Source organism: Paraburkholderia sp. LEh10 (assembly GCF_017814945.1).
Lineage (GTDB): Bacteria > Pseudomonadota > Gammaproteobacteria > Burkholderiales > Burkholderiaceae > Paraburkholderia.
Genome location: NZ_JAGIPX010000040.1, coordinates 53,860 through 78,053, shown reverse-complemented (window position 1 = coordinate 78,053; position 24,194 = coordinate 53,860). Strand labels below are relative to the sequence as shown.

General features: G+C 63.4%; 19 protein-coding genes. 16 read left to right on the top strand and 3 right to left on the bottom strand.

The annotated features are described in order from the left end of the window. Positions 1–205: 205 nt before the first annotated feature. Genes queF through ilvA form a run of 3 tightly spaced genes read right to left on the bottom strand, consistent with a single transcriptional unit; the run spans position 206 to position 3,470 of the window. Complete coding sequence (queF, locus tag J8I87_RS28335; RefSeq protein ID WP_209935415.1) at positions 206–1,030, bottom strand: NADPH-dependent 7-cyano-7-deazaguanine reductase QueF; 825 nt, start codon at positions 1,028–1,030, stop codon at positions 206–208. Further along, positions 1,027–1,929 carry a 5'-nucleotidase gene (locus J8I87_RS28330; protein WP_209935414.1) on the bottom strand — a complete coding sequence of 301 codons (903 nt, stop codon included), beginning with the start codon at positions 1,927–1,929 and terminating at the stop codon, positions 1,027–1,029. Before J8I87_RS28330 ends, queF begins: the two co-directional genes overlap by 4 nt. A gap of 17 nt (positions 1,930–1,946) precedes the next feature. Beyond that, a complete protein-coding gene (gene ilvA / locus J8I87_RS28325; RefSeq protein WP_209935413.1) occupies positions 1,947–3,470 on the bottom strand; it encodes a threonine ammonia-lyase, biosynthetic in 1,524 nt (507 codons plus the stop codon). Between the two features lie 591 nt (positions 3,471–4,061). Between ilvA and J8I87_RS28320 the strand changes: the two genes are divergently transcribed. The 16 genes from J8I87_RS28320 to J8I87_RS28245 all read left to right on the top strand — a co-directional run bounded on the left by J8I87_RS28320 (position 4,062) and on the right by J8I87_RS28245 (position 24,192). Further along, entirely contained in the window at positions 4,062–8,156 is a 4,095-nt protein-coding gene (locus J8I87_RS28320; protein WP_209935412.1) for a DUF3683 domain-containing protein, read from the top strand. A gap of 33 nt (positions 8,157–8,189) precedes the next feature. Beyond that, entirely contained in the window at positions 8,190–8,618 is a 429-nt protein-coding gene (locus tag J8I87_RS28315; RefSeq protein ID WP_209935410.1) for an HIT family protein, read from the top strand. Between the two features lie 7 nt (positions 8,619–8,625). Continuing rightward, on the top strand, positions 8,626–9,039 hold the full coding sequence (locus J8I87_RS28310; protein ID WP_209935409.1) for a gamma-butyrobetaine hydroxylase-like domain-containing protein: 414 nt from the start codon (positions 8,626–8,628) through the stop codon (positions 9,037–9,039). 94 nt (positions 9,040–9,133) lie between these two features. Next, the gene (gene ubiE / locus J8I87_RS28305; RefSeq protein ID WP_209935408.1) at positions 9,134–9,865 is read left to right on the top strand and encodes a bifunctional demethylmenaquinone methyltransferase/2-methoxy-6-polyprenyl-1,4-benzoquinol methylase UbiE; all 732 of its coding nucleotides are present in this window, start codon (positions 9,134–9,136) and stop codon (positions 9,863–9,865) included. Positions 9,866–9,903: 38 nt separating this feature from the next. After that, the gene (locus J8I87_RS28300; protein WP_209935407.1) at positions 9,904–10,899 is read left to right on the top strand and encodes a Tim44 domain-containing protein; all 996 of its coding nucleotides are present in this window, start codon (positions 9,904–9,906) and stop codon (positions 10,897–10,899) included. A gap of 108 nt (positions 10,900–11,007) precedes the next feature. Then, entirely contained in the window at positions 11,008–11,652 is a 645-nt protein-coding gene (locus J8I87_RS28295) for an SCP2 domain-containing protein (protein WP_209935406.1), read from the top strand. Between the two features lie 15 nt (positions 11,653–11,667). Then, complete coding sequence (gene ubiB / locus J8I87_RS28290) at positions 11,668–13,251, top strand: ubiquinone biosynthesis regulatory protein kinase UbiB (RefSeq protein WP_209935405.1); 1,584 nt, start codon at positions 11,668–11,670, stop codon at positions 13,249–13,251. Positions 13,252–13,273: 22 nt separating this feature from the next. Then, the gene (locus J8I87_RS28285) at positions 13,274–13,939 is read left to right on the top strand and encodes a methyltransferase domain-containing protein (protein ID WP_209935403.1); all 666 of its coding nucleotides are present in this window, start codon (positions 13,274–13,276) and stop codon (positions 13,937–13,939) included. Between the two features lie 137 nt (positions 13,940–14,076). Beyond that, a complete protein-coding gene (locus J8I87_RS28280) occupies positions 14,077–14,427 on the top strand; it encodes an FmdB family zinc ribbon protein (protein WP_209935402.1) in 351 nt (116 codons plus the stop codon). Positions 14,428–14,494: 67 nt separating this feature from the next. Next, positions 14,495–15,151 carry a DUF502 domain-containing protein gene (locus tag J8I87_RS28275; protein ID WP_209935401.1) on the top strand — a complete coding sequence of 219 codons (657 nt, stop codon included), beginning with the start codon at positions 14,495–14,497 and terminating at the stop codon, positions 15,149–15,151. Between the two features lie 72 nt (positions 15,152–15,223). Further along, positions 15,224–17,023, top strand: a complete 1,800-nt coding sequence (gene aspS, locus J8I87_RS28270; RefSeq protein WP_209935400.1) for an aspartate--tRNA ligase — start codon at positions 15,224–15,226, stop codon at positions 17,021–17,023. A 159-nt stretch (positions 17,024–17,182) separates the two neighbouring features. Further along, complete coding sequence (nudB, locus tag J8I87_RS28265) at positions 17,183–17,659, top strand: dihydroneopterin triphosphate diphosphatase (RefSeq protein WP_209935399.1); 477 nt, start codon at positions 17,183–17,185, stop codon at positions 17,657–17,659. Continuing rightward, positions 17,656–18,918, top strand: coding sequence for a cardiolipin synthase ClsB (gene clsB / locus J8I87_RS28260; RefSeq protein WP_209935397.1), 1,263 nt, complete (start codon positions 17,656–17,658; stop codon positions 18,916–18,918). Before nudB ends, clsB begins: the two co-directional genes overlap by 4 nt. Positions 18,919–19,149: 231 nt before the next feature. Beyond that, positions 19,150–19,755 carry a TetR/AcrR family transcriptional regulator gene (locus J8I87_RS28255; RefSeq protein WP_209935396.1) on the top strand — a complete coding sequence of 202 codons (606 nt, stop codon included), beginning with the start codon at positions 19,150–19,152 and terminating at the stop codon, positions 19,753–19,755. A gap of 91 nt (positions 19,756–19,846) precedes the next feature. Further along, positions 19,847–21,634: an acyl-CoA dehydrogenase C-terminal domain-containing protein gene (locus J8I87_RS28250; RefSeq protein WP_209935395.1), complete on the top strand. Its 1,788-nt coding sequence runs from the start codon at positions 19,847–19,849 to the stop codon at positions 21,632–21,634. Positions 21,635–21,756: 122 nt separating this feature from the next. Continuing rightward, a complete protein-coding gene (locus tag J8I87_RS28245) occupies positions 21,757–24,192 on the top strand; it encodes a 3-hydroxyacyl-CoA dehydrogenase/enoyl-CoA hydratase family protein (RefSeq protein ID WP_209935394.1) in 2,436 nt (811 codons plus the stop codon). The last annotated feature ends 2 nt before the right edge of the window (positions 24,193–24,194 follow it).

Here is a 24,194-nt window from a genome sequence, read left to right as displayed (position 1 = left end):
TCTTTGCCGCGGCAAAGAAAGTAAGTGCCGCCCCGCACAGGGGCAACGCCCGCGCCGCGAGGCGCATCGCGGATGCCCGCGCAAGGGCACGACAAACCGCCATCGCGGACGCCCGCGCAAGGGTAAAACAAACCGCCATCGCGGACGCCAGCGATAGCGACAAAAAACCAAACCTAACAGCGTCGCAGACAGAAAAACAAAAAAATCACTGCCTCGCAGTACGCAAATTATCCGGCATCGGCAGATTAAAGTTAGTCCGAAACGGATTGATATCGAGTCCGCCGCGCCGCGTATAACGCGCATACACCGCCAGCTTGACTGGCTGACAAACCTTCAGCACATCGAGAAATATCTTCTCGACACATTGCTCATGGAACCCGGTATGGTTCCGATACGAAATGATGTACCGAAGCAATCCAGCATGGTCGATCTGCGGCCCGACGTAATGAATCTGGACGGAGCCCCAATCCGGCTGCCCCGTCACTGGGCAATTCGACTTCAAAAGATTCGAGAACAAGGTCTCCTCGACGGGAGCCTCGTCAAGCGCGGCCTTGAGCAACGAAGCATCCGGCTGATACACGTCAGCTTCGAGATCGAGCCGGTCCAGCGAAGTCCCTTCGAACTCGTCGAGCCCAAGCTTCGAAAACTCCGCCGGCGGATAAAGATGCAACGACACAGAAGCGCCGCATGCAGCAGAAACATCACGCTTGATCGTGTCGCGCACGGTATCGATGGAATTGAATGAAGTCTGCGCGAACGAGCCGAGATACAGCTTGAACGACTTCGATTCAACGATATTCGGCGAATCAGCCGGAATATAGAACGTGGCGACGGCAATCTGCGGCTTGCCGCGCGCATTGAGCCACGACAGCTCATACGCGTTCCAGATGTCCGTGCCGAAGAATGGCAGCGTCGCGCCAATGCCGATCTGCTCGCGCGCGTTCTTCCGTGCGATCGGAAAGAGCAGCGATGCGTCGTATTGCTCGGTATAGGCAGCCGGTTTGCCCAGCGGTGATTGTTCGGGTGTCATGATGCGTTCACGATGCCACTCAACACATGCCCCGTCGCCGTCACGACGCGGGCCGATTCGCAGTGGCGAATTTGGTCGTCGAAGAAAAAGTCCGGCTCGAACTCGCGCAAAAACGCGCTTTTGTCGAGCCCGCCAAGAAACATCGCTTCGTCGATTTCGATGTCCCAGGCCATCAAGGTGCGGATTGCCCGCTCGTGCGCGGGCGCCGAACGAGCCGTCACCAGCGCGGTGCGAATGTGCATCGGCGCGGCCTCGTCGGCAAGCGTCTGCAGGCGATGCAGCGCTTTCAGCAAAGGCTTCAGCGGTCCGTCCGCGAGCGGCAAGTCCTTGTTGTCGATCTCATGACCGACGAACGCCCGCAACCCGTCCTTCTGGAAAACGCGCTCCGCTTCGTCGGAAAACAACACGGCGTCGCCGTCGAACGCAATGCGGATTTCGTCCGGGTACTTGCCCGCCATTTTCGCCGATTCGGGCAACACGCGTGCAGCGGGGAATCCCGCCGCGAGCGCATCGCGCACGTCGTCCTGATTCGCCGACAGAAACAGCGACGCATTCAGCGGCCTCAGATACGCAAACGGCGCGCGGCCACGCGTGAACACGCCGCGCTCGATCGAGAGGCCGTGCTCGCGGCACGAACTGAACGCGCGCAAGCCACTGATGGGATCGCTGCGCGACAGGATCACCACTTCGACGCGATGCGCGCCCGCATTAAGCGCAAGCAGCTTGCGGATCAGCGCAAACGCGACGCCGGGCTTTGCCGGCACGTTAAGCCGCGCGCGCTGCAGCGTTTCGTACGCGCGCAGATCGCCTTGCTCGTACACGCGGTTCTCTTCCTCGAAGTCGAACAGCGCGCGCGAGGAAATCGCCACTACCAGTTTGTCGTCGAGCGAAAAGGCCATGCGGGTAGTGTGATGAGTCAGGCGAGGAACAGTCGGTACACGGGGTTCACCGTCTCTTCCCAATACGGATAGCCGAGCGTCGCGAGAAAGCGCGCGAATTCGGCGTCTTCCGCCGACGGCACCTGAATGCCGACGAGGATCGAGCTGTAGTCCGCGCCCTGGTTCCGATAGTGGAAGAGGCTGATGTTCCAGTTCGGCGCCATCGACGACAGGAACTTCATCAGCGCACCCGGCCGCTCCGGGAACTCGAAGCGGAACAGGCGTTCGTCGTGTGCGAGCGGCGAACGTCCGCCGACCATGTAGCGGATATGCTGCTTCGACAGTTCGTCGCCCGTCAGGTCGACGGTCGCGAAGCCGTGCGCCTCGAACGCGCCGGCAATCTGCGCCGACTCGCTGCGGTTGCGGATCTGCACGCCGACGAAGATATGGGCAGACTTCGCATCTGCGATACGGTAGTTGAACTCGGTGACGCTGCGCGTGCCGACCAGCTCGCAGAAACGCTTGAAGCTGCCGCGCTCTTCAGGAATCGTCACCGCGAACACCGCTTCGCGTGCTTCACCGACTTCCGCGCGTTCGGCGACAAAGCGCATGCGGTCGAAGTTCATGTTCGCGCCGGACGTGACGGCAATCAGCGTCTGGTTCTCGATGCCTTCGCGCTCGGCATACTGCTTCGCACCCGCGACGGCGAGCGAGCCCGCTGGTTCGAGCACGCTGCGCGTGTCCTGGAAGACGTCCTTGATCGCGGCGCACAGCGCGTCGGTGTTCACCGTCAGCACTTCGTCGAGATACGCCTGGCACAGACGGAAAGTCTCTTCGCCGACGAGCTTCACCGCCGTGCCGTCCGAGAACAGGCCGACTTCGTTTAGCGTCACGCGCTTGCCCGCCTTCAGCGATTGCGCCATCGCGCACGAGTCGTCCGTCTGCACGCCGATCACCTTGATCTCCGGGCGCACCGATTTCACGTAAGCCGCGATGCCCGCCGCGAGACCGCCGCCGCCGATCGGGACGAAGATCGCGTGAATGGGCGCCTGATGCTGGCTCAACACTTCCATCGCGACCGTGCCCTGGCCGGCGATCACGTACGGATCGTCGAACGGGTGCACGAATGTCAGGCCCTGTTGCTCCTGCAATTTGACGGCGTGCGCGTAGGCGTCGCTGTACGATTCGCCTGCCTGCACGACTTCGACGGTCGGGCCGCCGTGCGCGCGCACGGCATCGACTTTCACCTGCGGTGTCGTCACGGGGACCACGATGATTGCCTTCACGCCCATGCGCGCCGCCGACAGCGCGACGCCTTGCGCATGGTTGCCCGCCGAAGCCGTGATCACGCCGCGCGCGAGCGCGTCGGCGGGAATGTGCGCCATCTTGTTGTACGCGCCGCGCAGCTTGAACGAGAAGACAGGCTGATTGTCCTCGCGCTTCAGATAAATCGGGTTGCGCAGCCGTACGGACAGATTCCGTGCATGTTCGAGTTCGGTCTCACGCGCGACGTCGTAGACGCGGGCGGTGAGGATTTTCTTCAGATAGTCGTGGGAAGCCATGCAGGTCACGCGCGATGCGCTGTTTCGGACGGAAAACGTCAATGATAGCGCCAACCGCTCGTCCAGACGCGGCTGTCCACGTTGATTGCCCGCGCCGGAAGCCTTGGCCAGCCGACCGGGCGGTCGGCAAATGCGACGCGGCCAGCATGCAATCAGGCCGCGTCGCTGCCGCGCAGTTTCGTGGCGAATTTCGGCAAGCGAACGCGCAGAGGCTTGTCGCGCGGACATTCGAGCGTCAACGCGTGCACGGATCATGCGGTAGAATCTTATTTTGGAACAAGGATCGGATGATGCACTGGCAGCCTCGGATCGCCCATTTGATGCCCGCCCCGCGTGAGGCTCGCCCCGCGGCGCAGCGGCACGTGCGGCATGCACGATCGTGTAGCTATATCTGAGCGCCGCGACGCGGCCGGCCATTAACGTTCTTGCCATGTCCCCGGCGATCCCGGGCCGTGGCCGCCGGTCGAGGCTTCGCACACTAGAAAGATTTCCAGCATTGCGCCCCACGAGCGCTTTGTCAGCGAATTTCAGCCCACCTCGTCAACGCATGTTCGATGAGCGCGCGTCGCTGACCTACCGAGTCGTCCAAACATGAACGCACCTCAAGTTTTCGATCCGCATGGCGCCGCCGCCACCGTCGCCGCCGATGCCGAACCGCGCCTGCGCGAAATCCCATACAACTACACGTCGTTCTCCGATCGCGAAATCGTCATTCGCCTGCTAGGCGACGAAGCCTGGGCGGCACTCGACGAGCTGCGCGCGGAACGCCGCACCGGCCGCTCGGCGCGGATGCTGTACGAAGTGCTCGGCGACATCTGGGTGGTGCGCCGTAATCCTTACCTGCAGGACGACCTGCTCGACAATCCGAAGCGCCGTGCGCTGCTGATCGAAGCGTTGAACCACCGGCTCGCCGAAATCGAAAAGCGCCGCCGCGCCGACCTCGTCGAGCACGGCGACGAAGCGGGCGTCGATCGCGCCGCGCGTGTCGAAACGCTGGTCGCGGCTGCGCGCCGCGCCGTCGATGCGTTCGCGGGCGAATTCGACAAGATGGCCGACTTGCGCCGCCGCGCGACGAAGGTGCTGGGCCGCCAGACGCAGAAGGACAACATCCGCTTCGACGGCCTCGCGCGCGTGTCGCATGTGACAGACGCGACCGACTGGCGCGTCGAATATCCGTTCGTCGTCCTGACGCCGGATTCGGAGGCTGAAATCGCCGGTCTCATCAAGGCGTGCTTCGAACTCGGCCTGACCGTGATCCCGCGCGGCGGCGGCACGGGCTACACGGGCGGCGCCGTGCCGCTCACGCCGTTCTCCGCCGTCATCAACACGGAGAAGCTGGAACAGCTCGGCGCCGTTGAGCTGACGGAACTTCCCGGCGTCGCGCACAAGGTTCCGACGATCTTCTCCGGCGCAGGCGTCGTCACGCGCCGCGTCACGGAAGCAGCCGAGCAGGCGGGCTACGTGTTCGCCGTCGATCCGACATCGCTGGACGCTTCGTGCATCGGCGGCAACGTCGCGATGAACGCGGGGGGCAAGAAGGCCGTGCTGTGGGGCACGGCGCTCGACAACCTCGCGTGGTGGCGGATGGTCGATCCGGAGGGCAACTGGCTCGAAGTTACCCGGCTCGATCACAATCTCGGCAAGATTCACGATATTCCCGTCGCGCGTTTCGAGCTGAAATGGTTCGACGGCGAGTACGCGCCGGGCGAAAAGCTGCTGCGCACGGAACTGCTCGATATCGAAGGCCGGCGTTTCCGCAAGGAAGGACTCGGCAAGGACGTCACGGATAAATTCCTCGCCGGCCTGCCGGGCATCCAGAAGGAAGGCTGCGACGGTCTGATCACGTCCGCGCGCTGGGTGCTGCACAAGATGCCCGCGCATATCCGCACCGTCTGCCTGGAGTTCTTCGGCCAGGCGCGCGAGGCGATTCCGAGCATTGTCGAAATCAAGGACTACCTGTTCGAAACGTCGAAAGAGGGCGGCGCGATTCTCGCGGGCCTCGAGCACCTCGACGAACGCTATCTGCGCGCCGTCGGCTATGCGACCAAGAGCAAGCGCAACGCGTTTCCGAAGATGGTGCTGATCGGCGATATCGTCGGCAACGATGCCGATGCCGTGGCGAGCGCGACGTCGGAAGTGATTCGCATGGCCAACGGCAAGAGCGGTGAAGGCTTCGTCGCCGTGAGCGCCGAGGCGCGCAAGCGCTTCTGGCTCGACCGCAGCCGCACGGCGGCGATCGCGAAGCACACCAACGCGTTCAAGATCAACGAAGACGTCGTGATTCCGCTGAACCGGATGGGCGAGTACACGGACGGCATCGAGCGCATCAACATCGAACTGTCGATCAAGAACAAGCTGCAACTGATCGACGCGCTCGAAGCGTTCTTCAGGAGCGGCAAGCTCCCGCTCGGCAAGAGCGACGACGCGAACGAAATTCCGAGCGCAGAACTGCTCGAAGACCGCGTGTCTCAGGCGCTCGAACTGCTCGGCCATGTGAAGAAGCGCTGGGAGTTCCTGCGCGACAGGCTCGATCTGTCGTTGCGCGAAGCGCAGCACTATCTGGTGCAGCTGGGCTATGCGGGTCTTGCGGAGAAATTTGCGGACCGCGTCGACGATCAGCCGGACGCGAACGTGTTCCATATCGTCCAGGACCGCACGGTGCGCGTGTCGTGGAAGCAGGAGATCCGCGCGGAACTGCGCCAGATCTTCAACGGCGGCGAGTTCAAGCCGATCCTCGACGAAGCGCAGGCAATCCACAAGCACGTGTTGCGCGGCCGCGTGTTCGTCGCGCTCCACATGCACGCGGGCGACGGCAACGTTCATACGAACATTCCCGTCAACTCCGACAACTACGCGATGCTGCAGGACGCGCACGTCGCTGTCGCGCGCATCATGAAGCTCGCGCGTTCGCTCGATGGCGTGATCTCCGGCGAACACGGCATCGGCATCACGAAGCTCGAATTCCTGACGGAAGACGAGATCGGCGAATTCCGCGCGTATAAGCAGCGCATCGATCCGCATGGCCGCTTCAACAAGGGCAAGCTGCTCGAAGGCGCGGACCTGCGCAACGCGTACACGCCGTCGTTCGGGCTGATGGGCTACGAGTCGCTCATCATGCAGCAGTCCGATATCGGCGCGATCGCCGATTCGGTGAAGGACTGCCTGCGCTGCGGCAAGTGCAAACCTGTCTGCGCGACGCACGTGCCGCGCGCGAATCTGCTGTACAGCCCGCGCAACAAGATTCTCGCGACATCGCTGCTCGTCGAGGCATTCCTTTACGAAGAGCAGACGCGCCGCGGCGTGTCGATCAAGCATTGGGACGAATTCAACGACGTGGCCGATCACTGCACCGTCTGCCACAAGTGCGTGACGCCGTGCCCCGTGAAGATCGACTTCGGCGACGTCACGATGAACATGCGCAACCTGCTGCGCAAGATGGGCAAGAAGAAGTTCAACGCAGGCAACGCGGCGGGCATGTTCTTCCTCAACGCGACCAATCCGCAAACCATCAATCTCGCGCGCACGGCGATGATGGGCGTCGGCTACAAGGTGCAGCGCCTCGGCAACGAGGTGCTGAAGAAGATCGTCAAGAAGCAGACGGCGCATCCGCCGGCGACGACGGGCAAGCCGCCCGTCGTCGAGCAGGTGATTCACTTCGTCAACAAGAAGATGCCGGGCAATCTGCCGAAGAAAACGGCGCGTGCGCTGCTCGACATCGAGGACAACAAGATCGTCCCCATCATCCGCAACCCGAAGACGACGACCGTCGATTCGGAAGCGGTGTTCTACTTCCCCGGCTGCGGCTCGGAGCGGCTGTTCTCGCAGGTCGGCCTCGCGACTCAGGCGATGCTGTGGGAAGCGGGCGTGCAGACGGTGCTGCCGCCGGGCTATCTGTGCTGCGGCTATCCGCAGCGCGGCTCGGGCCAGTATGACAAGGCCGAGCAGATCGTCACCGATAACCGCGTGCTGTTCCACCGCGTCGCAAATACGCTGAACTATCTCGACATCAAGACGGTCGTGGTGTCGTGCGGCACGTGTTACGACCAGTTGGCGGGCTACGAATTCGACAAGATCTTTCCGGGCTGCCGGATCATCGACATTCACGAGTTCCTGCTGGAGAAGGGCATCAAGCTCGACGGCGTGAAGGGCATGCGCTACATGTACCACGACCCTTGCCACACGCCGATCAAGACGATGGACCCCGTCAAGCTCGTCAATCAGCTGATGGGCTCGGAGAAGGACGGCTACACGATCGAGAAGAACGACCGTTGCTGCGGCGAGTCGGGCACGCTCGCCGTTACGCGCCCGGATATCTCGACGCAGGTGCGCTTTCGCAAGGAAGAGGAAATCCGCAAGGGCGCGGCGAAGCTGCGCGGCATTCCCGTCGTGGCCGACGCGGGCGCGAACGCGATCAACATGGCGAACGCGGCAGCGGGCGCAGCGGGTGCGCCGGCCGGCTCGGTGCTGAAGGCGGGCGACGGCCCGCAGCCGAACGGCGCAACCGACATCAAGATCCTGACGAGCTGCCCGTCCTGTCTGCAAGGGCTGTCGCGTTACAACGAAGACGCGAACGTCGAGGCGGACTACATCGTTGTCGAAATCGCGCGACACGTGCTCGGCGAGAACTGGATGGCCGACTATGTCCAGCATGCGAACAATGGCGGAATCGAGCGCGTGCTGGTCTAATGGCACGATAAAGGGTTCCGCTCGAGGACGACGATGGACTGTATCTTCTGCCGCGAAGACGGCGGCGATGTACTGTGGCAGGACGACACGCTACGTGTCGTCCTCGCCGACGAACACGACTACCCGGGATTTTGCCGGGTCATCTGGAACAGGCACGTGGCCGAGTTCTCCGATCTCGGCCATGCGGAGCGCGATCGCGTGATGCGCGTCGTGTATGCGGTGGAGCGCGCGATCCGGCGCATCCTGCATCCCGTCAAGGTGAACCTGGCGAGCCTCGGCAACCAGGTGCCGCACGTGCACTGGCACGTGATCCCCCGCTTCTCCAACGACGCGCATTTTCCGCTGCCCATCTGGGCGCCGCGCCAGCGGACGGTATCGGAAGCGATGCTGTCCCAGCGCCGCGCGCAGGCGACGCTGTTGCGCGAAGCGGTACGCGGCGAAATCGAACAAGCTCTCGCCTGAGGTCATCATGAGTGGACTTACACCCGACACGCCGGTGCCCACCGGCGTCGTCGTTCATGCCGTGTCGCGCGTATTGGAACTGCAGTACGCAAACGGCAACAGTTACCGTGTGCCGTTCGAGCTGATGCGCGTCTATTCGCCGTCGGCTGAAGTGCGCGGCCACGGGCCGGGCCAGGAGACGCTGCAGACGGGCAAGCGCGAGGTGACGATCACGGCGCTCGAAGGCGTTGGCAACTACGCGCTGCAACCCACTTTTTCCGACGGCCACAACACGGGCATCTACTCGTGGGATTTGCTGTGGGATCTGGCCACCCGCCAGGACGAACTCTGGTCTGAGTATTTCGCCAAACTGAAGGCGGCGGGCGTGGATCGGGACGCGCCCATGCCTGCATCCGGCCCTGCGCACGGCCACAGACACTGATACGATCCGGCCATTCCCGGGCGGCGCTCTCAGGCCCGCCGCCCGATGCGGCGAAACAATTTCTCAGAATGAATACGCGAAAGGACGAAGCGCGATGACCAAAACCCACTTCGGCTATCAGACAGTCGACGAACAGGAAAAAGCGAAGAAAGTGGCCGGCGTGTTCCACTCGGTCGCCTCTAACTATGACCTGATGAACGACCTGATGTCGGGCGGGATGCACCGCGCGTGGAAGGCGTTCACGATCGCGCAGGCCAACGTGCGGCCCGGCTTCAAGGTGCTCGACATCGCGGGCGGCACGGGCGACCTGTCGAAGGCCTTTGCGAAGCAGGCGGGCGAAACGGGGGAAGTGTGGCACACGGACATCAATGAATCGATGCTGCGCGTCGGCCGCGATCGCCTGATCGACAACGGCATCATCACGCCGACGCTGCTGTGCGACGCCGAGAAGATCCCGTTTCCGGACAACTACTTCGACGTGGTCACGGTGGCATTCGGCTTGCGCAACATGACGCACAAGGACATGGCGCTCGCCGAGATGCGCCGCGTGCTGAAACCGGCCGGGCGCCTGCTCGTGCTGGAATTCTCAAAAGTGTGGGACCCACTGAAGAAAGCGTACGACCTATATTCATTCAAGGTGCTGCCGTGGCTCGGCGAGCGCTTTGCGAAGGACGCCGACAGCTACCGCTACCTGGCCGAATCGATCCGCATGCATCCGGACCAGGAAACTTTAAAAACGATGATGGAACAAGCTGGCCTCGACGCCGTCAAATATTACAATTTGTCAGCTGGTGTGGTAGCTTTACATGTGGGGACGAAATACTAACGTTCCTAACTTCTCGTTTTTTAAAGGAAATTGCGAAAATGTCTGATTCGAATCTGTCATCTCGTTGTAAGGTTGGAGGGTCGTGGGCGAGGAGAATCGGACTGATCGCGATGGTCGGCCTGATTTCCGTCGGTACGCTGGCCTCGCTCGACGCCGAAGCGAAACGCATGGGCGGCGGCCGCAGTATCGGACGTCAGTCGAACGTCACGCAGCCGCATCAGCAGACGGCGCCGGCGCCTTCGCAGTCGCCGGGTGCGCCTTCGCAGGCGATGCAGCAGCAGCGTCCCGCAACGCCGCCGCCCACGCCTGCCGCGCAGCCTAACCGTTCGCGCTGGCTCGGGCCGATCGCCGGTCTTGCGGCCGGCCTCGGCATCGCGGCGCTGCTGTCGCACTTCGGTCTTGGCGAAGCGTTCGCCGGCATGATGGCGAACCTGATCGTGATTGCGCTGATCGCGTTCGTCGCAATCTGGCTGATCCGCAAGTTCTTCGGCCGCAAGCGCGATGCGCAGACCCCCGCCTACGCCGGCGGCGCGCCTACGTTGAACGCGGGCGGCACCGGCTACTCGCAGGAGCCGCGTTACACGGCGCCGCCGACGGGCTCGTACCTCGGGCCGCAGGGCAATCCGCTGACCACGCCCGACGTCGCGGCGACGCCCGCCATTCCAGCGGGCTTCGACTCCGAAGCGTTCCTGCGCAACGCGAAGGTTTACTTCGTGCGCCTGCAGGCCGCGTGGGACGCCGGCAACATGGACGACATCCGCGAGTTCACGACGCCCGAAATGTTCGCCGAAGTGCGCGTCGATCTGGCTTCGCGCGGCGCCGGGAAGAACCAGACCGACGTCGTAAAGCTGGACGCCGATCTGCTGGGCGTCGAGGATCGCGGCAGCGAGTACCTCGCGAGCGTGCGCTTCCATGGCCTGATCCGCGAAACGGCGGGCGGCGCGGCCGAGCCCTTCGAGGAAATCTGGAACCTGAGCAAGCGGACGGGCGAAGGCTGGCTGCTCGCGGGCATCCAGCAGGTGAATCTTCACTGATCCCGTAAAGCATTAGCCGTTCGGCAGAGCAAGGCGCGAAGCGAACGGACGTTACAATAGGAACCCGCGTCGGCAGTCGCCGGCGCGGGTTTTCTCTTTCCACTGCCGATGACCCTTGCCGCCAAGCCCTTCGCTGCTGCCGTCAACCATCTGCTCGCTCGCGAAACGTGGGCGCGCGAACGCCTCACACCGTATGCCGGCAAGACCGCGCGGCTGTCCTGTCCTCCCATCACGTTGATCCTGCTGGTCCAGCCGGACGGCTATCTGAGCGCCGTCGACGAAAGCGAGGCCCACGCGTTCGACGTCACCGTCTCCGTGCCCGCCGACGCCGCCCCCGCATTCCTGCAAGGCGGCCAGGCGGCTGTGATGAAGCATGTGAAGATCGAGGGCGATGCGGAGTTCGCCACGGCCATCGCGAAGCTCGCCGAGCATCTGCGCTGGGAGCCGGAAGAAGATCTGGCGAAGCTGATCGGCGACGGACCCGCGTGGCGGATCGCGTCGGCCGCGCGCACGGTCGGCGATCATGCGATGCGCACGGGCCGCAATCTGCTCGAATCGGTCGCCGAGTATCTGCTGGACGAAAACCCCCAGCTCGTGCGCCGCGCCGCGCTCGTTGACTTCAACGCCGAGCTGGCGCGCGCCCGCGATGCGCTTGCGCGCGTCGAGAAGCGCATCGAGCGTCTGGAACAAAAGGTCGAAGCCCGCGGTGCAGGTGCGCCGGGCGGCGCCGCCACGTCGCGCGGCACGCGCTAGTCACCGGGCTCAACCATGCGTTTTCTGCGTTTCCTCAAAATCTTCTTTACCGTCATCCGTTTCGGCCTCGACGAGATGATGCTGAGCCGCGTCAACGACCGCCGCGTGCGGTTGCTGTTGCGTATCACCACGATCGGCCGCAAGTTCGAACAGCCGCCCGGCGTGCGGCTGCGTCTCGCGCTCGAAAGCCTCGGGCCGATTTTCGTGAAGTTCGGCCAGGTGCTGTCCACGCGCCGGGACCTGCTGCGTCCTGACATCGCCAGCGAGCTCGCCAAGCTGCAAGACCAGGTGCCGCCGTTCGATTCCGCCGTTGCCATCGCCATCATCGAAAAGTCGCTGGGCGCGAGCGTCGATACGGTCTTCGACGACTTTGAGCGTGTGCCCGTCGCGAGCGCGTCGATCGCGCAGGTCCACTTCGCGACGCTGAAGATGGGCCAGCACGCGGGCAAGCAGGTCGCCGTGAAAGTGCTGCGGCCGAACATGCTGCCCGTGATCGATTCGGATCTCGCCTTGCTGCGCGACATCGCCGTGTGGGCGGAACGCCTGTGGGCGGACGGCAAGCGCCTGAAGCCGCGCGAAGTGGTCGCGGAATTCGACAAGTATCTGCACGACGAACTCGACCTGATGCGCGAGGCGGCGAACGGCAGCCAGCTTCGCCGCAACTTCGCGGGCCTCGATCTGCTGCTCGTGCCCGAGATGTACTGGGAATTCTGCACGCCGAGCGTGCTCGTCATGGAGCGAATGGTCGGCGTGCCGATCAGCCAGGTCGATACGCTGCGGGCGGCGGGCGTCGATATTCCGAAGCTCGCGCGCGAGGGCGTCGAGATTTTCTTCACGCAGGTGTTCCGCGACGGCTTTTTTCACGCGGACATGCACCCCGGCAACATTCAGGTGAGTCTCGATCCGGCGCATTTCGGACGCTATATCGCACTGGATTTCGGCATCATCGGCGCGCTCTCGGACTTCGATAAGAATTATCTCGCGCAGAATTTTCTCGCGTTCTTCAAGCGCGACTATCACCGGGTCGCGACGCTGCACCTGGAGTCGGGCTGGGTGCCGCCCAATACGCGCGTCGAAGAACTCGAAAGCGCGATCCGCGCGGTCTGCGAACCGTACTTCGACCGCGCGCTGAAGGACATTTCGCTCGGCCAGGTGCTGATGCGGCTCTTTTCGACGTCGCGCCGTTTCAATGTCGAAATCCAGCCGCAACTGGTGCTGCTGCAAAAGACGATGCTGAACGTCGAAGGGCTCGGACGCTCGCTCGATCCTGAACTCGACCTTTGGAAAACCGCAAAGCCGTATCTGGAACGCTGGATGAACGAGCAGATCGGCGCGAAAGGCTGGTACGAGCGGCTGAAGATCGAAGCGCCGCAGTGGAGCAAGACGCTGCCGCAACTGCCGCGACTGATTCACCATATGCTCGCGCAGCGCCACGACGCGCAACAACGCGGCATCAACGATGAAACCATCCGCCAGATCCTGCTCGAACAGAAGCGCACGAACCGGCTGTTGCAGGGACTCTTGATGTTCGGCGTCGCGGTGGGCATCGGCGCGGTGCTGGCGCGTGCGTGGCTCGCCATCGCGTACGGCGGATTCTGAACTCACTTCAAGAGGGACGACGATGAGCGACACCAGGCCGACTGCCCCTGCTACCGCGCCTATCTTCGAAAACCGCGACCCGAACGCGCCGGGCTTCTGGGATGAGCGTTTCGGGCGCGGCTACATGCCATGGGATCAGGCGGGCGTGCCGGCGTCCTTCAAGACGTTCGTCGAACGGCACGCGCCGATGCCTGTGCTGATTCCGGGCTGCGGAAGCGCATACGAAGCGTGTTGGCTCGCCGAGAAGGGCTGGCCGGTGCGCGCGATCGACTTCGCGCCCAATGCGGTCGAAGCCGCGCGTGCGCAGCTTGGCGAACGCGCCGAGCTGGTGGAAGTCGCCGATTTTTTCACATATCAGCCGCCTTTCGAACCGGGCTGGATCTACGAGCGCGCGTTCATGTGCGCGCTGCCGCCGTCCCGGCGCGACGACTACACGGCGCGCATGGCCGCGCTGTTGCCCGCCGGCGGGTTGCTCGCGGGTTTCTTTTTCATCGGCGCGATGCAGAAAGACTTGTCGGAAGACTCGTCGAAAGGTCCGCCATTCTGCATCGAGCGCGCGGAACTCGACGCGCTGCTGACGCCCCATTTCGAATTGCTCGAAGACGAGCCCGTCAGCGATTCGATCGCGGTGTTCGCCGGGCGGGAGCGCTGGCTCACGTGGCGTCGACGCGGCGCAACAAGGGCTTGAGCTTCGGCATCGCCGCCCGCATTTAAACGTCGAATGGCTGCGTCGGACATTTCCCCCGAATTCCGGGGCGGGACATCGTTTGCGGCTATAATTCAAGGCTTTGCAAGCGTTCAAAGAGATTTCTGTAGGGACAAGTCATGCCGATCTACGCTTATCGTTGCGAGTCATGCGGCTTCGGGAAGGACGTGCTTCAAAAAATGAGCGACGCCCCGTTGACGCAATGCCCCGAGTGCGGAGCCGATGCGTTCCGCAAGCAGGTCACTGCCGCCGGCTTTCAGCTGAAGGGTTCGGGCTGGTACGTCACGGACTTCCGCGGTGGCGGCAATTCGGGCTCGGGCTCAGGCGCTTCCAGCAACGGCTCGGGCGCGGAAGCCTCGAAGACGGACAGCAAGCCGGACGCCGGTTCGTCCGACAACGCCGCCTCTTCGAGCACGCCGGCTGCGGCGCCCGCAGCGGCGGCTGCGCCCGCCAGCAACTCGGGCGCGTAGCAGTTTCGCGACTTGAAAGCGACGTAGACGCCGCGCAAGGGGTTCGCGCGGATTTCTGGCGGTATACATGACGACGAAAAAGACCACGCTCAAAACGGTGTTCCTGACGGGCCTGCTGGTGCTGGTGCCTCTTGCCATCACGTTGTGGGTGCTTGGCCTGATCATCGGCACGATGGATCAGACGCTGCTGTTGCTGCCCCGCGCGTGGCAGCCGGAGCGGCTGCTCGGCTTCCGCCTGCCCGGTCTCGGCGCCGTGCTGACGCTCGCTTTCATTTTTGTTGTCGGGCTATTGACGCAGAACTTCGTTGGGCAGAAGCTCGTCGGCTGGTGGGAAGTGATCGTCGCGCGGATTCCCGTCGTCGGTCCGATCTATACCAGCGTCAAGCAGGTGTCCGACACGCTGCTGTCGTCGAGCGGCAATGCGTTCCGTAAGGCGCTGCTGATCGAATATCCGCGCAAAGGGGCCTACACGATCGGATTTCTGACGGGCATCCCCGGCGGCGACGTCGTCAACCACCTGAAGGAAGACTACGTCAGCGTGTACGTGCCGACCACGCCGAACCCGACGTCCGGCTTCTTCCTGATGGTGCCGAAAAGCGAAGTAATCGAGCTCGACATGACCGTCGACGCCGCACTCAAGTACATCGTCTCGATGGGCGTCGTCTCTCCGCCCGCTAATCAGCCGGCGCCGGAGCGCCGCACGCCCGTCGAGCCACCGCTGTAATGCCGGCACGCGCCGCCCGCAACGCGATGCGGCGCGCGCCGATCAACTAATGCAAAACGAAAGACAAACATCATGTCGATGAGATCTGAATACTGCGGTCTGGTGACCGAACACCTGCTGGGTCAAACCGTGTCGCTGTGCGGCTGGGTGAGCCGGCGCCGCGACCATGGCGGCGTTATCTTCATCGACCTGCGCGACCGCGAAGGCCTCGTTCAGGTTGTCTGCGACCCGGACCGCGCGGAGATGTTCAAGACGGCAGAAGGCGTGCGCAACGAGTTCTGCGTTCAGGTGAAGGGTGTCGTGCGCAACCGTCCGGAAGGCACGACCAACGCCAGCCTGAAGAGCGGCAAGATCGAAGTGCTGTGCCACGAGCTGAGCGTACTGAACGCGTCCGTGACGCCGCCGTTCCAGCTCGACGACGACAACCTGTCGGAAACCACGCGCCTCACGCATCGCGTGCTGGACCTGCGCCGTCCGCAGATGCAGCACAACCTGCGCCTGCGTTATCGCGTCGCGATGGAGGTGCGCAAGTATCTGGATTCGCGCGGCTTCATCGACATCGAAACGCCGATGCTGACCAAGAGCACGCCGGAGGGCGCGCGCGACTACCTCGTGCCGTCGCGCGTGAACGCGGGCCAGTTCTTCGCGCTGCCGCAATCGCCGCAGCTCTTCAAGCAGCTGTTGATGGTCGCGAACTTCGACCGCTACTACCAGATCACCAAGTGCTTCCGTGATGAAGACCTGCGTGCTGACCGTCAGCCGGAATTCACGCAGATCGACTGCGAAACGTCGTTCCTGAGCGAGCAGGAAATCCGCGATCTGTTCGAAGACATGACGCGCCATGTGTTCAAGGAAACGATCGGCGTCGAGCTGGACGCGAAGTTCGCCGTGATGCCGTATTCGGAAGCGATGCGCCGTTTCGGTTCGGACAAGCCGGACCTGCGCGTGAAGCTCGAATTCACGGAGTTGACGGACGCGATGAAGGACGTCGACTTCAAGGTGTTCAGCACGCCCGCGAACACGAAGGACGGCCGCGTCGCGGCGCTGCGCATACCGAAGGGCGGCGAGCTGTCGCGTGGCGACATCGACAGCTACACGGAATTCGTGCGCATCTACGGCGCGAAGGGCCTCGCGTGGATCAAGATCAACGAAGTCGCGAAGGGCCGTGACGGCCTGCAAAGCCCGATCGTCAAGAACCTGCACGACGCCGCGATCGCCGCGATCATCGAGCGTACGGGCGCGCAGGATGGCGACATCATTTTCTTCGCGGCGGATCGCGCGAAGGTCGTGAACGACAGCCTCGGCGCGCTGCGCCTGAAGATCGGCCATTCGGAGTTCGGCAAGGCCAACGGCCTCGTCGAGTCGGGCTGGAAGCCGCTGTGGGTCGTGGACTTCCCGATGTTCGAATACGACGAAGAGGAAAACCGCTACGTCGCCGCGCACCACCCGTTCACGAGCCCGAAGGACGAACACCTCGAATATCTGGAAACTGACCCGGGCCGCTGCCTCGCGAAGGCCTACGACATGGTGCTGAACGGCTGGGAAATCGGCGGCGGCTCGGTGCGTATCTTCCAGGAAGACGTGCAGAGCAAGGTGTTCCGTGCGCTGAAGATCGGCGCGGAAGAAGCGCGCCTGAAGTTCGGCTTCCTGCTGGACGCGCTGCAGTACGGCGCGCCCCCGCACGGCGGTATCGCGTTCGGTCTGGACCGTATCGTCACGATGATGGCGGGCGCCGACTCGATCCGCGACGTGATCGCGTTCCCGAAGACGCAGCGCGCACAGGACCTGCTCACGCAGGCGCCGAGCGAAGTCGACGAGCGCCAGCTGCGCGAACTGCACATCCGCTTGCGCCAGCCCGAGCAGAAGGCGTGAATGTGAACGTTAGCGCATTGCGTCGTTAAAACAACGTCCAATGCGCGAAACTACGAACGAAGAAGGCGCTTCATGCGCCTTTTTCGTTTTTTGCGTTACAGTCACTGTAAGCTCCGCCGTCCGACATGCACGGCGCACCACCGCGCCCGCTTTATCACCATGCCGAAACCGCCGAAGATTCCAGAATCCGTACTCGTCGTCATTCACACGCCCGAACTCGACGTGCTGCTTATCGAACGGGCCGACCGCGAGGCGTTCTGGCAATCGGTGACGGGCTCGAAGGCGCACGCGGACGAGCCGCTCGCCGAAACGGCCATCCGCGAAGTGGCGGAAGAGACGGGTATCGTCATCGGCGGCGAGCTCGTGTCGCGCGATGCGCTGATCGACTGGCAGCACCATATAGAGTTCGAGATCTTCCCGACGTGGCGCCATCGCTATGCGGATGGCGTCACGCACAACACCGAGCACTGGTTCAGCCTTCAGGTGCCTCAGCGTCTCGAAGTGACGCTCGCGCCACTCGAACACACGGCACATCTGTGGCTGCCCTGGCAGGAAGCCGCCGAACGCTGCTTTTCGTGGTCCAACCGCGATGCAATCCTGCAGCTGCCACAACGCATGAAGGAGCGTTGCCGATGAGTGGCGGCGGCGGCCGCCGCCTCGACCGGCTGACGCAGCATCTGCCCGGCCGGCGCTACGGGTCAAGATATCGTTTCTGCTCGGGCAACACCGTTCGCCTGTTCAGTTCGGGCGAGCAGTACTTTGCCGCGTTGGTCGAGCGCATCGATTCGGCGCGAAGCCTGGTTGCGCTCGAAACCTACATCTTTTGTGACGACGCCGCGGGCCGTCCCGTTTCTGACGCGCTGATCCGGGCTGCGACGCGCGGCGTGCGCGTGCACGTGATCACCGACGGTATCGGCACCGAGCGCCTGCCAATGTTCAACGACTGGCGGGCGGCGGGCATCGAGCATCGCATCTATAACCCGCATCTGTTCGGCCGCTTCGGCTTTTCCCGCACGCACCGCAAGCTCGCCGTCGTCGACGACACTTTCGCGTATTGCGGCGGCATCAATATCGTCGACGACTACGATCAGAACGGCACGCGTCTGCCTTACCCGCGCTGGGATTTCGCCGTCGAGCTGCAAGGGCCCGTGGTGGCTGACGTGCGCGAAGCGTTCGACGTGCAGTGGGAGCGCATCCGCATCGGCCACCGGCCGGCACTGACGCCGCCGCCCGTCGGCGGCGCGACGCCGCAGGCGGCGACCGCGCGCTTCGTACGGGTGCGCCGCAGCTCGCGCGCCGCGGACATGCGCGCGCTGGCCGAGCCGTGCGTCGCGTTCGTCGCGCGCGACAACTTCGTCAACCGCCGCGCAATCGAGAAGGCCTATCTGACCGCGATCGGCCAGGCGCGTTCCGAGGTGCTGCTCGCCAATCCGTACTTCATGCCTGGGCGCAAGCTGCGGCGGGCGCTGATACTCGCGGCACAACGCGGCATCGACGTGCGGCTCGTGATCGGCAGGAAGGAATTCGCGATGCTCGACTATGCGGTGCCGTTTCTGTACCGGACGCTGCTCAAGGCGGGCGTGAAGATCGCCGAATACGAAAGGACGATGCTGCACGGCAAGGTGGCCGTCGTCGATTCGAACTGGGGCACCGTGGGTTCGTCGAATCTCGATGCGCTGAGCCTGATGCTGAACAACGAGGCGAATGTCGTGCTCGTGCTGCATCCGGAGATTGACCAGATGCGCAACGCGATCCTGTGCGCATTCGACGAATCGCGCCGCATCGATCAAACACGCTATGAGGCCCGCCCGGCGGGCGAACGCCTGTTGAACTGGTTCGCGTACAACACATACCGGATCGCGATGAAGCTGCTGACGGTCGGCGGTTACGACTAGAAAACGCAGCCAACGACATCGATACGATCATCGGCAATTCGAGATAACCCCGATCCGTTTCCAGCAAATGATTCTAAAAATTCCACGTCGTCTCGCAGACGAATGACGGAAAATCAGAGCGTGGGTTAGAAAGCCGTTTCTAATAAAGTCCTTGTTTCGCGGACGGTCGCCGACAATAATGGTACGACCGTTCGATTTTCATTCAGTCACAAATCAGACGGTAAAACAGCTATGCGAAAAGGCGAACAAACACGAGCCGCGATTCTCGATGCAGCACTCGATCTGGCCAGCCGCGACGGACTCGAAGGTCTGACGATCGGCCTGCTAGCCGAGCGCATGCAGATGAGCAAGAGCGGGGTGTTCGCGCATTTCGGGTCGCGCGAGGACTTGCAGGTCGAAGTGGTGCGCGAATATCACCGTCGTTTTGAAGACGAGGTGTTTTTCCCGAGTCTGCGCGAACCCCGTGGCTTGCCGCGCTTGCGCTCGATGATCTCGCGCTGGATCGAGAAGCGCATTCAGGAAGTCACGACCGGCTGCATCTATATCAGCGGGGCGGTCGAGTATGACGACCGCGCGGATAGCTCGGTGCGCGAGCAACTGGTCGCGAGCGTCACGATGTGGCGCGCGGCGCTCACGCGGGCCATTTCGCAGGCAATGGAGGAGGGGCATCTGCGCGCGGACACGGACCCGCAACTGATGCTTTTCGAACTGTATAGCTTCACGCTCGGCCTGCATCATGACGCGCGCTTCCTGCATCTGCCCGATGCTGTGCGTCTCACGTGGGCCGCGCTGGAAAAACTGATTGTTTCATATCAGAGCGAGAGCGCAAGCCACTAGCGAAGCCCGGGGTGGGTCCTCATCGGATCCGGACGGCGGGCGGCTGGCAGCCGGGCTCGAGCCAACACCTTTGGATTGATTGGAGAGACTCATGGGACAGTACGCCGCGCCGCTGCGCGACATGCGATTCGTATTGCACGAGCTGCTGAACGTCGAAGCCGAGATCAAGCAGATGCCAGAGCACGCCGATCTCGATGCCGACACGATCAACCAGGTGCTCGAGGAAGCCAGCAAGTTCTGCTCGGAAGTACTGTTTCCGCTGAACCAGAGCGGCGATCAGGAAGGCTGCAAGTACGAAGGCGATGGCGTCGTCACCACGCCGAAGGGTTTCAAGCAGGCGTACCGGCAATATGTCGAGGCGGGCTGGCCCGCGCTCGGTTGCGATCCAGAGTACGGCGGCCAGGGTCTGCCCAAGTTCGTCAATAACGCGCTGTACGAGATGCTGAATTCGGCAAACCAGGCCTGGACGATGTACCCGGGCTTGTCGCACGGCGCATACGAGTGCCTGCATGCGCACGGCACGCCGGAACTGCAGCAGGCGTATCTGCCGAAGCTGGTGTCGGGCCAATGGACGGGAACGATGTGCCTGACCGAGCCGCATTGCGGCACCGATCTCGGCATCCTGCGCACGAAGGCCGAGCCGAACAGCGACGGTTCGTACTCGATCAGCGGCACCAAGATCTTTATCTCCAGCGGCGAGCACGATCTCGCCGAGAACATCGTTCACCTCGTCCTTGCGCGTCTGCCCGACGCGCCGCATGGCACGAAGGGCATTTCGCTTTTCATCGTGCCGAAGTTCGTGCCGGACGCGAACGGCAACCCCGGCGAGCGCAACGGCGTGAAGTGCGGCTCGATCGAAAACAAGATGGGCATCCACGGCAACGCGACCTGCGTGATCAACCTCGACAACGCGAAGGGCTGGATGGTCGGCGAGCCTAACAAGGGCCTCAACGCGATGTTCGTGATGATGAATGCGGCGCGCCTGGGCGTCGGCATGCAGAGCCTCGGCCTCACGGAAGTCGCGTATCAAAACTCGCTCGTCTACGCGAAGGAGCGTCTGCAGATGCGCTCGCTGACGGGCCCCAAGGCGCCCGAAAAAGCCGCCGACCCGATCATCGTCCATCCCGACGTGCGTCGCATGCTGCTCACGCAGAAAGCGTACGCGGAAGGCGCGCGCGCGTTCTCGTACTGGGCGGCGCTGCATATCGACAAGGAGCTGTCGCATGAAGACCAAGCGGTCCGCAAGGAAGCCGCCGATCTCGTCGCGCTGCTCACGCCGATCCTGAAGGCGTTCCTGTCGGACAACGCGTTCGAAGGGACGAACCTCGCGATGCAGGTGTTAGGCGGCCACGGCTACATCGCCGAATGGGGCATGGAGCAATATGTGCGCGACGCGCGCATCAACATGATCTACGAAGGCACCAACACGATCCAGTCGCTCGACCTGCTGGGCCGCAAGGTGCTCGGCGACATGGGCGCGAAGCTGAAGAAGTTCGGCAAGCTCGTGACGGATTTCGTCGAAGCCGAAGGGATCAAGCCGGAGATGCAGGAGTTCGTCAATCCGCTCGCGGACATTGGCGACAAGGTCCAGAAGCTGACGATGGAAATCGGCATGAAGGCGATGCAGAACCCGGACGAAGTCGGCGCTGCCGCCGTGCCGTATCTGCGCACGGTCGGCCATCTGGTGTTCTCGTACTTCTGGGCCCGCATGGCGCGCATCGCGCTCGACAACGAAGCCTCCGGCGATCTGTTCTACAAGTCGAAGCTCGCGACCGCGCGCTTTTACTTCGCGAAGCTGCTGCCCGAAACGGCCTCGACGATCCGCGCCGCGCGCGCCGGTTCGAAGACGTTGATGGAAGTCGACGAAGCGCTGTTCTGACGCTACCGGCTGCCGGCGCTCGACGATCGCGCCGCGCAGCACCGGCCTCTCACACATGCCGCGCTCCGAACCCGTCCGCGCGCGGCCACTCTCGACACCGCATCACTCTCCGGAGAAACGACGTGAGCAATCTCATCATTCGCAAGGTCGCCGTGCTCGGCGCCGGCGTGATGGGCGCGCAGATCGCTGCGCACCTGATCAACGCCAAGGTGCCCGTGCTGCTGTTCGATCTGCCCGCCAAGGAAGGCCCGAAGAACGGCATCGCGCTGAAGGCCATCGAGAACCTGAAGAAGCTGTCGCCCGCGCCGTTCGGCGTGAAGGACGACGCGCAATACATCCAGCCCGCAAACTACGACGACGACATCGCGAAACTCGCCGAGTGCGACGTGGTGATCGAAGCGATCGCCGAGCGCATGGACTGGAAGCATGACCTGTACAAGAAGGTCTCGCCGCATATCGGCCCGAACGCGATCTTCGCGACGAACACGTCGGGCCTGTCGATCACGGAGCTGTCGAAAGGCTTCGCCGACGAGCTGAAGGCGCGCTTTTGCGGCGTGCATTTCTTCAATCCGCCGCGCTACATGCACCTGGTCGAACTGATTCCGACCACGGCGACCCGCCCGGAAATTCTCGATCAGCTGGAAACGTTCCTGACGAGCGTGGTCGGCAAGGGCGTCGTGCGCGCGAAGGACACGCCGAACTTCATCGCGAACCGCGTCGGTGTTTTCTCGATCCTCGCGGTGATCAAGGAGGCCGAGAAGTTCGGCCTGCGCTTCGATGAAGTCGACGATCTGACGGGCAGCCGCCTCGGACGCGCGAAGTCGGCGACGTTCCGCACGGCGGATGTCGTGGGCCTCGACACGATGGCGCATGTCATCAAGACGATGCAGGACAACCTCGCCGACGATCCGTTCTTCCCCGTCTACGAGACGCCCGCTGTACTCGCCGGACTGGTGAAGCAGGGCGCGCTCGGCCAGAAGACGGGCGCGGGCTTCTACAAGAAGGAAGGCAAGGCGATCAAGGTGCTCGACGCGAAGACGGGCAGCTATGTCGACGGCGGAGCGAAGGCGGAAGAACTGGTCGGCCGCATTCTCAAGCGTCCGGCCGCCGAGCGCCTGAAGCTGCTGCGCGAAACGCAGCATCCGCATGCGCAGTTCCTGTGGGCGATTTTCCGCGACGTGTTCCACTACATCGGCGTGCATCTGGAGTCGATTGCCGACAACGCGCGCGATGTCGATCTCGCGATCCGCTGGGGTTTCGGCTGGAACGAAGGTCCGTTCGAGGGCTGGCAGACGGCGGGCTGGAGGCAGATCGCCGAGTGGGTGCAGGAAGACATCGCGGCAGGCAAGGCGCTGTCGAATGCGCCGCTGCCCGCGTGGGTGCTCGAAGGTCCCGTCGCCGAAAAAGGCGGCGTGCACACGAACGAAGGCTCGTGGTCGCCGGCTGCGCAGCGCTTCGTGCCGCGCTCGTCGCTGGCCGTGTACGACAGGCAGGTGTTCCGCGCGCCGGTCGCCGGTGAAACGGGCGCCGATCCGAAGACCTATGGCAAGACCGTGTTCGAAACGGACGCAGTGCGCGCGTGGGTCGACGATCGCGCTGGCGAGAACGACGTGCTGATCGTGTCGTTCAAGAGCAAGATGAACACGATCGGGCCGTCGGTGATCGACGGCCTGACGCAGGCAATCGAGACGGCCGAGAAGGACTACAAGGCCGTCGTGATCTGGCAGCCGACCTCGCTGAAGCTCGGCGCGCCGGGCGGTCCGTTCTCGGCGGGCGCGAATCTCGAAGAAGCGATGCCCGCGTTCATGATGGGCGGCGCGAAGGGCATCGAGCCGTTCGTGAAGAAATTCCAGCAGGGCATGCTGCGCGTGAAGTATTCGAACGTGCCCGTGGTCGCGGCCGTGTCGGGCATTGCGCTCGGCGGTGGCTGCGAACTGCTGCTGCATAGCGCGAAGCGCGTCGCGCATATCGAGAGCTATATCGGCCTCGTCGAAGTGGGCGTCGGTCTCGTGCCCGCGGGCGGCGGCCTGAAGGAAGCGGCACTGCGCGCCGCCGAAGCCGCGACGCAAGTCGGCGCGACCAGCGATCTGCTGAAGTTCCTGCAGAAGTCGTTCGAAAACGCCGCGATGGCCAAGGTCTCGGGCTCCGCGCTCGACGCCCGCGCGATGGGCTATCTGAAGCCGTCCGACACGATCGTCTTCAACGTGTTCGAACTGCTCGACACCGCGAAGAAGGAAGCGCGCGCGCTGGCGGCCGCGGGCTATCGTCCGCCTCTTCGCGTGACGCAGGTGCCTGTGGCCGGACGCTCGGCGATTTCGACGATCAAGGCGTCGCTCGTGAACATGCGCGACGGCCGTTTCATCAGCGATCACGACTATCTGATCGCGAGCCGTATCGCGGAAGCCGTGTGCGGCGGGGACGTCGAAGCGGGCAGCCTGGTCGACGAAGAATGGCTGCTGGCGCTGGAGCGCCGCGCATTCGTCGAACTGCTCGGCACGCAAAAGACGCAGGAACGGATCATGGGCATGCTGCAAACGGGCAAACCGGTGCGCAACTGAGC

What these genes read in the sequence shown, in the direction of transcription:
- queF (WP_209935415.1), bottom strand. Translation starts at nt 1,030, where the DNA reads ATGACACCCGAACAATCACCGCTGGGCAAACCGGCTGCCTATACCGAG.
- J8I87_RS28330 (WP_209935414.1), bottom strand. Translation starts at nt 1,929, where the DNA reads ATGGCCTTTTCGCTCGACGACAAACTGGTAGTGGCGATTTCCTCGCGC.
- ilvA (WP_209935413.1), bottom strand. Translation starts at nt 3,470, where the DNA reads ATGGCTTCCCACGACTATCTGAAGAAAATCCTCACCGCCCGCGTCTAC.
- J8I87_RS28320 (WP_209935412.1), top strand. Translation starts at nt 4,062, where the DNA reads ATGAACGCACCTCAAGTTTTCGATCCGCATGGCGCCGCCGCCACCGTC.
- J8I87_RS28315 (WP_209935410.1), top strand. Translation starts at nt 8,190, where the DNA reads ATGGACTGTATCTTCTGCCGCGAAGACGGCGGCGATGTACTGTGGCAG.
- J8I87_RS28310 (WP_209935409.1), top strand. Translation starts at nt 8,626, where the DNA reads ATGAGTGGACTTACACCCGACACGCCGGTGCCCACCGGCGTCGTCGTT.
- ubiE (WP_209935408.1), top strand. Translation starts at nt 9,134, where the DNA reads ATGACCAAAACCCACTTCGGCTATCAGACAGTCGACGAACAGGAAAAA.
- J8I87_RS28300 (WP_209935407.1), top strand. Translation starts at nt 9,904, where the DNA reads ATGTCTGATTCGAATCTGTCATCTCGTTGTAAGGTTGGAGGGTCGTGG.
- J8I87_RS28295 (WP_209935406.1), top strand. Translation starts at nt 11,008, where the DNA reads ATGACCCTTGCCGCCAAGCCCTTCGCTGCTGCCGTCAACCATCTGCTC.
- ubiB (WP_209935405.1), top strand. Translation starts at nt 11,668, where the DNA reads ATGCGTTTTCTGCGTTTCCTCAAAATCTTCTTTACCGTCATCCGTTTC.
- J8I87_RS28285 (WP_209935403.1), top strand. Translation starts at nt 13,274, where the DNA reads ATGAGCGACACCAGGCCGACTGCCCCTGCTACCGCGCCTATCTTCGAA.
- J8I87_RS28280 (WP_209935402.1), top strand. Translation starts at nt 14,077, where the DNA reads ATGCCGATCTACGCTTATCGTTGCGAGTCATGCGGCTTCGGGAAGGAC.
- J8I87_RS28275 (WP_209935401.1), top strand. Translation starts at nt 14,495, where the DNA reads ATGACGACGAAAAAGACCACGCTCAAAACGGTGTTCCTGACGGGCCTG.
- aspS (WP_209935400.1), top strand. Translation starts at nt 15,224, where the DNA reads ATGTCGATGAGATCTGAATACTGCGGTCTGGTGACCGAACACCTGCTG.
- nudB (WP_209935399.1), top strand. Translation starts at nt 17,183, where the DNA reads ATGCCGAAACCGCCGAAGATTCCAGAATCCGTACTCGTCGTCATTCAC.
- clsB (WP_209935397.1), top strand. Translation starts at nt 17,656, where the DNA reads ATGAGTGGCGGCGGCGGCCGCCGCCTCGACCGGCTGACGCAGCATCTG.
- J8I87_RS28255 (WP_209935396.1), top strand. Translation starts at nt 19,150, where the DNA reads ATGCGAAAAGGCGAACAAACACGAGCCGCGATTCTCGATGCAGCACTC.
- J8I87_RS28250 (WP_209935395.1), top strand. Translation starts at nt 19,847, where the DNA reads ATGGGACAGTACGCCGCGCCGCTGCGCGACATGCGATTCGTATTGCAC.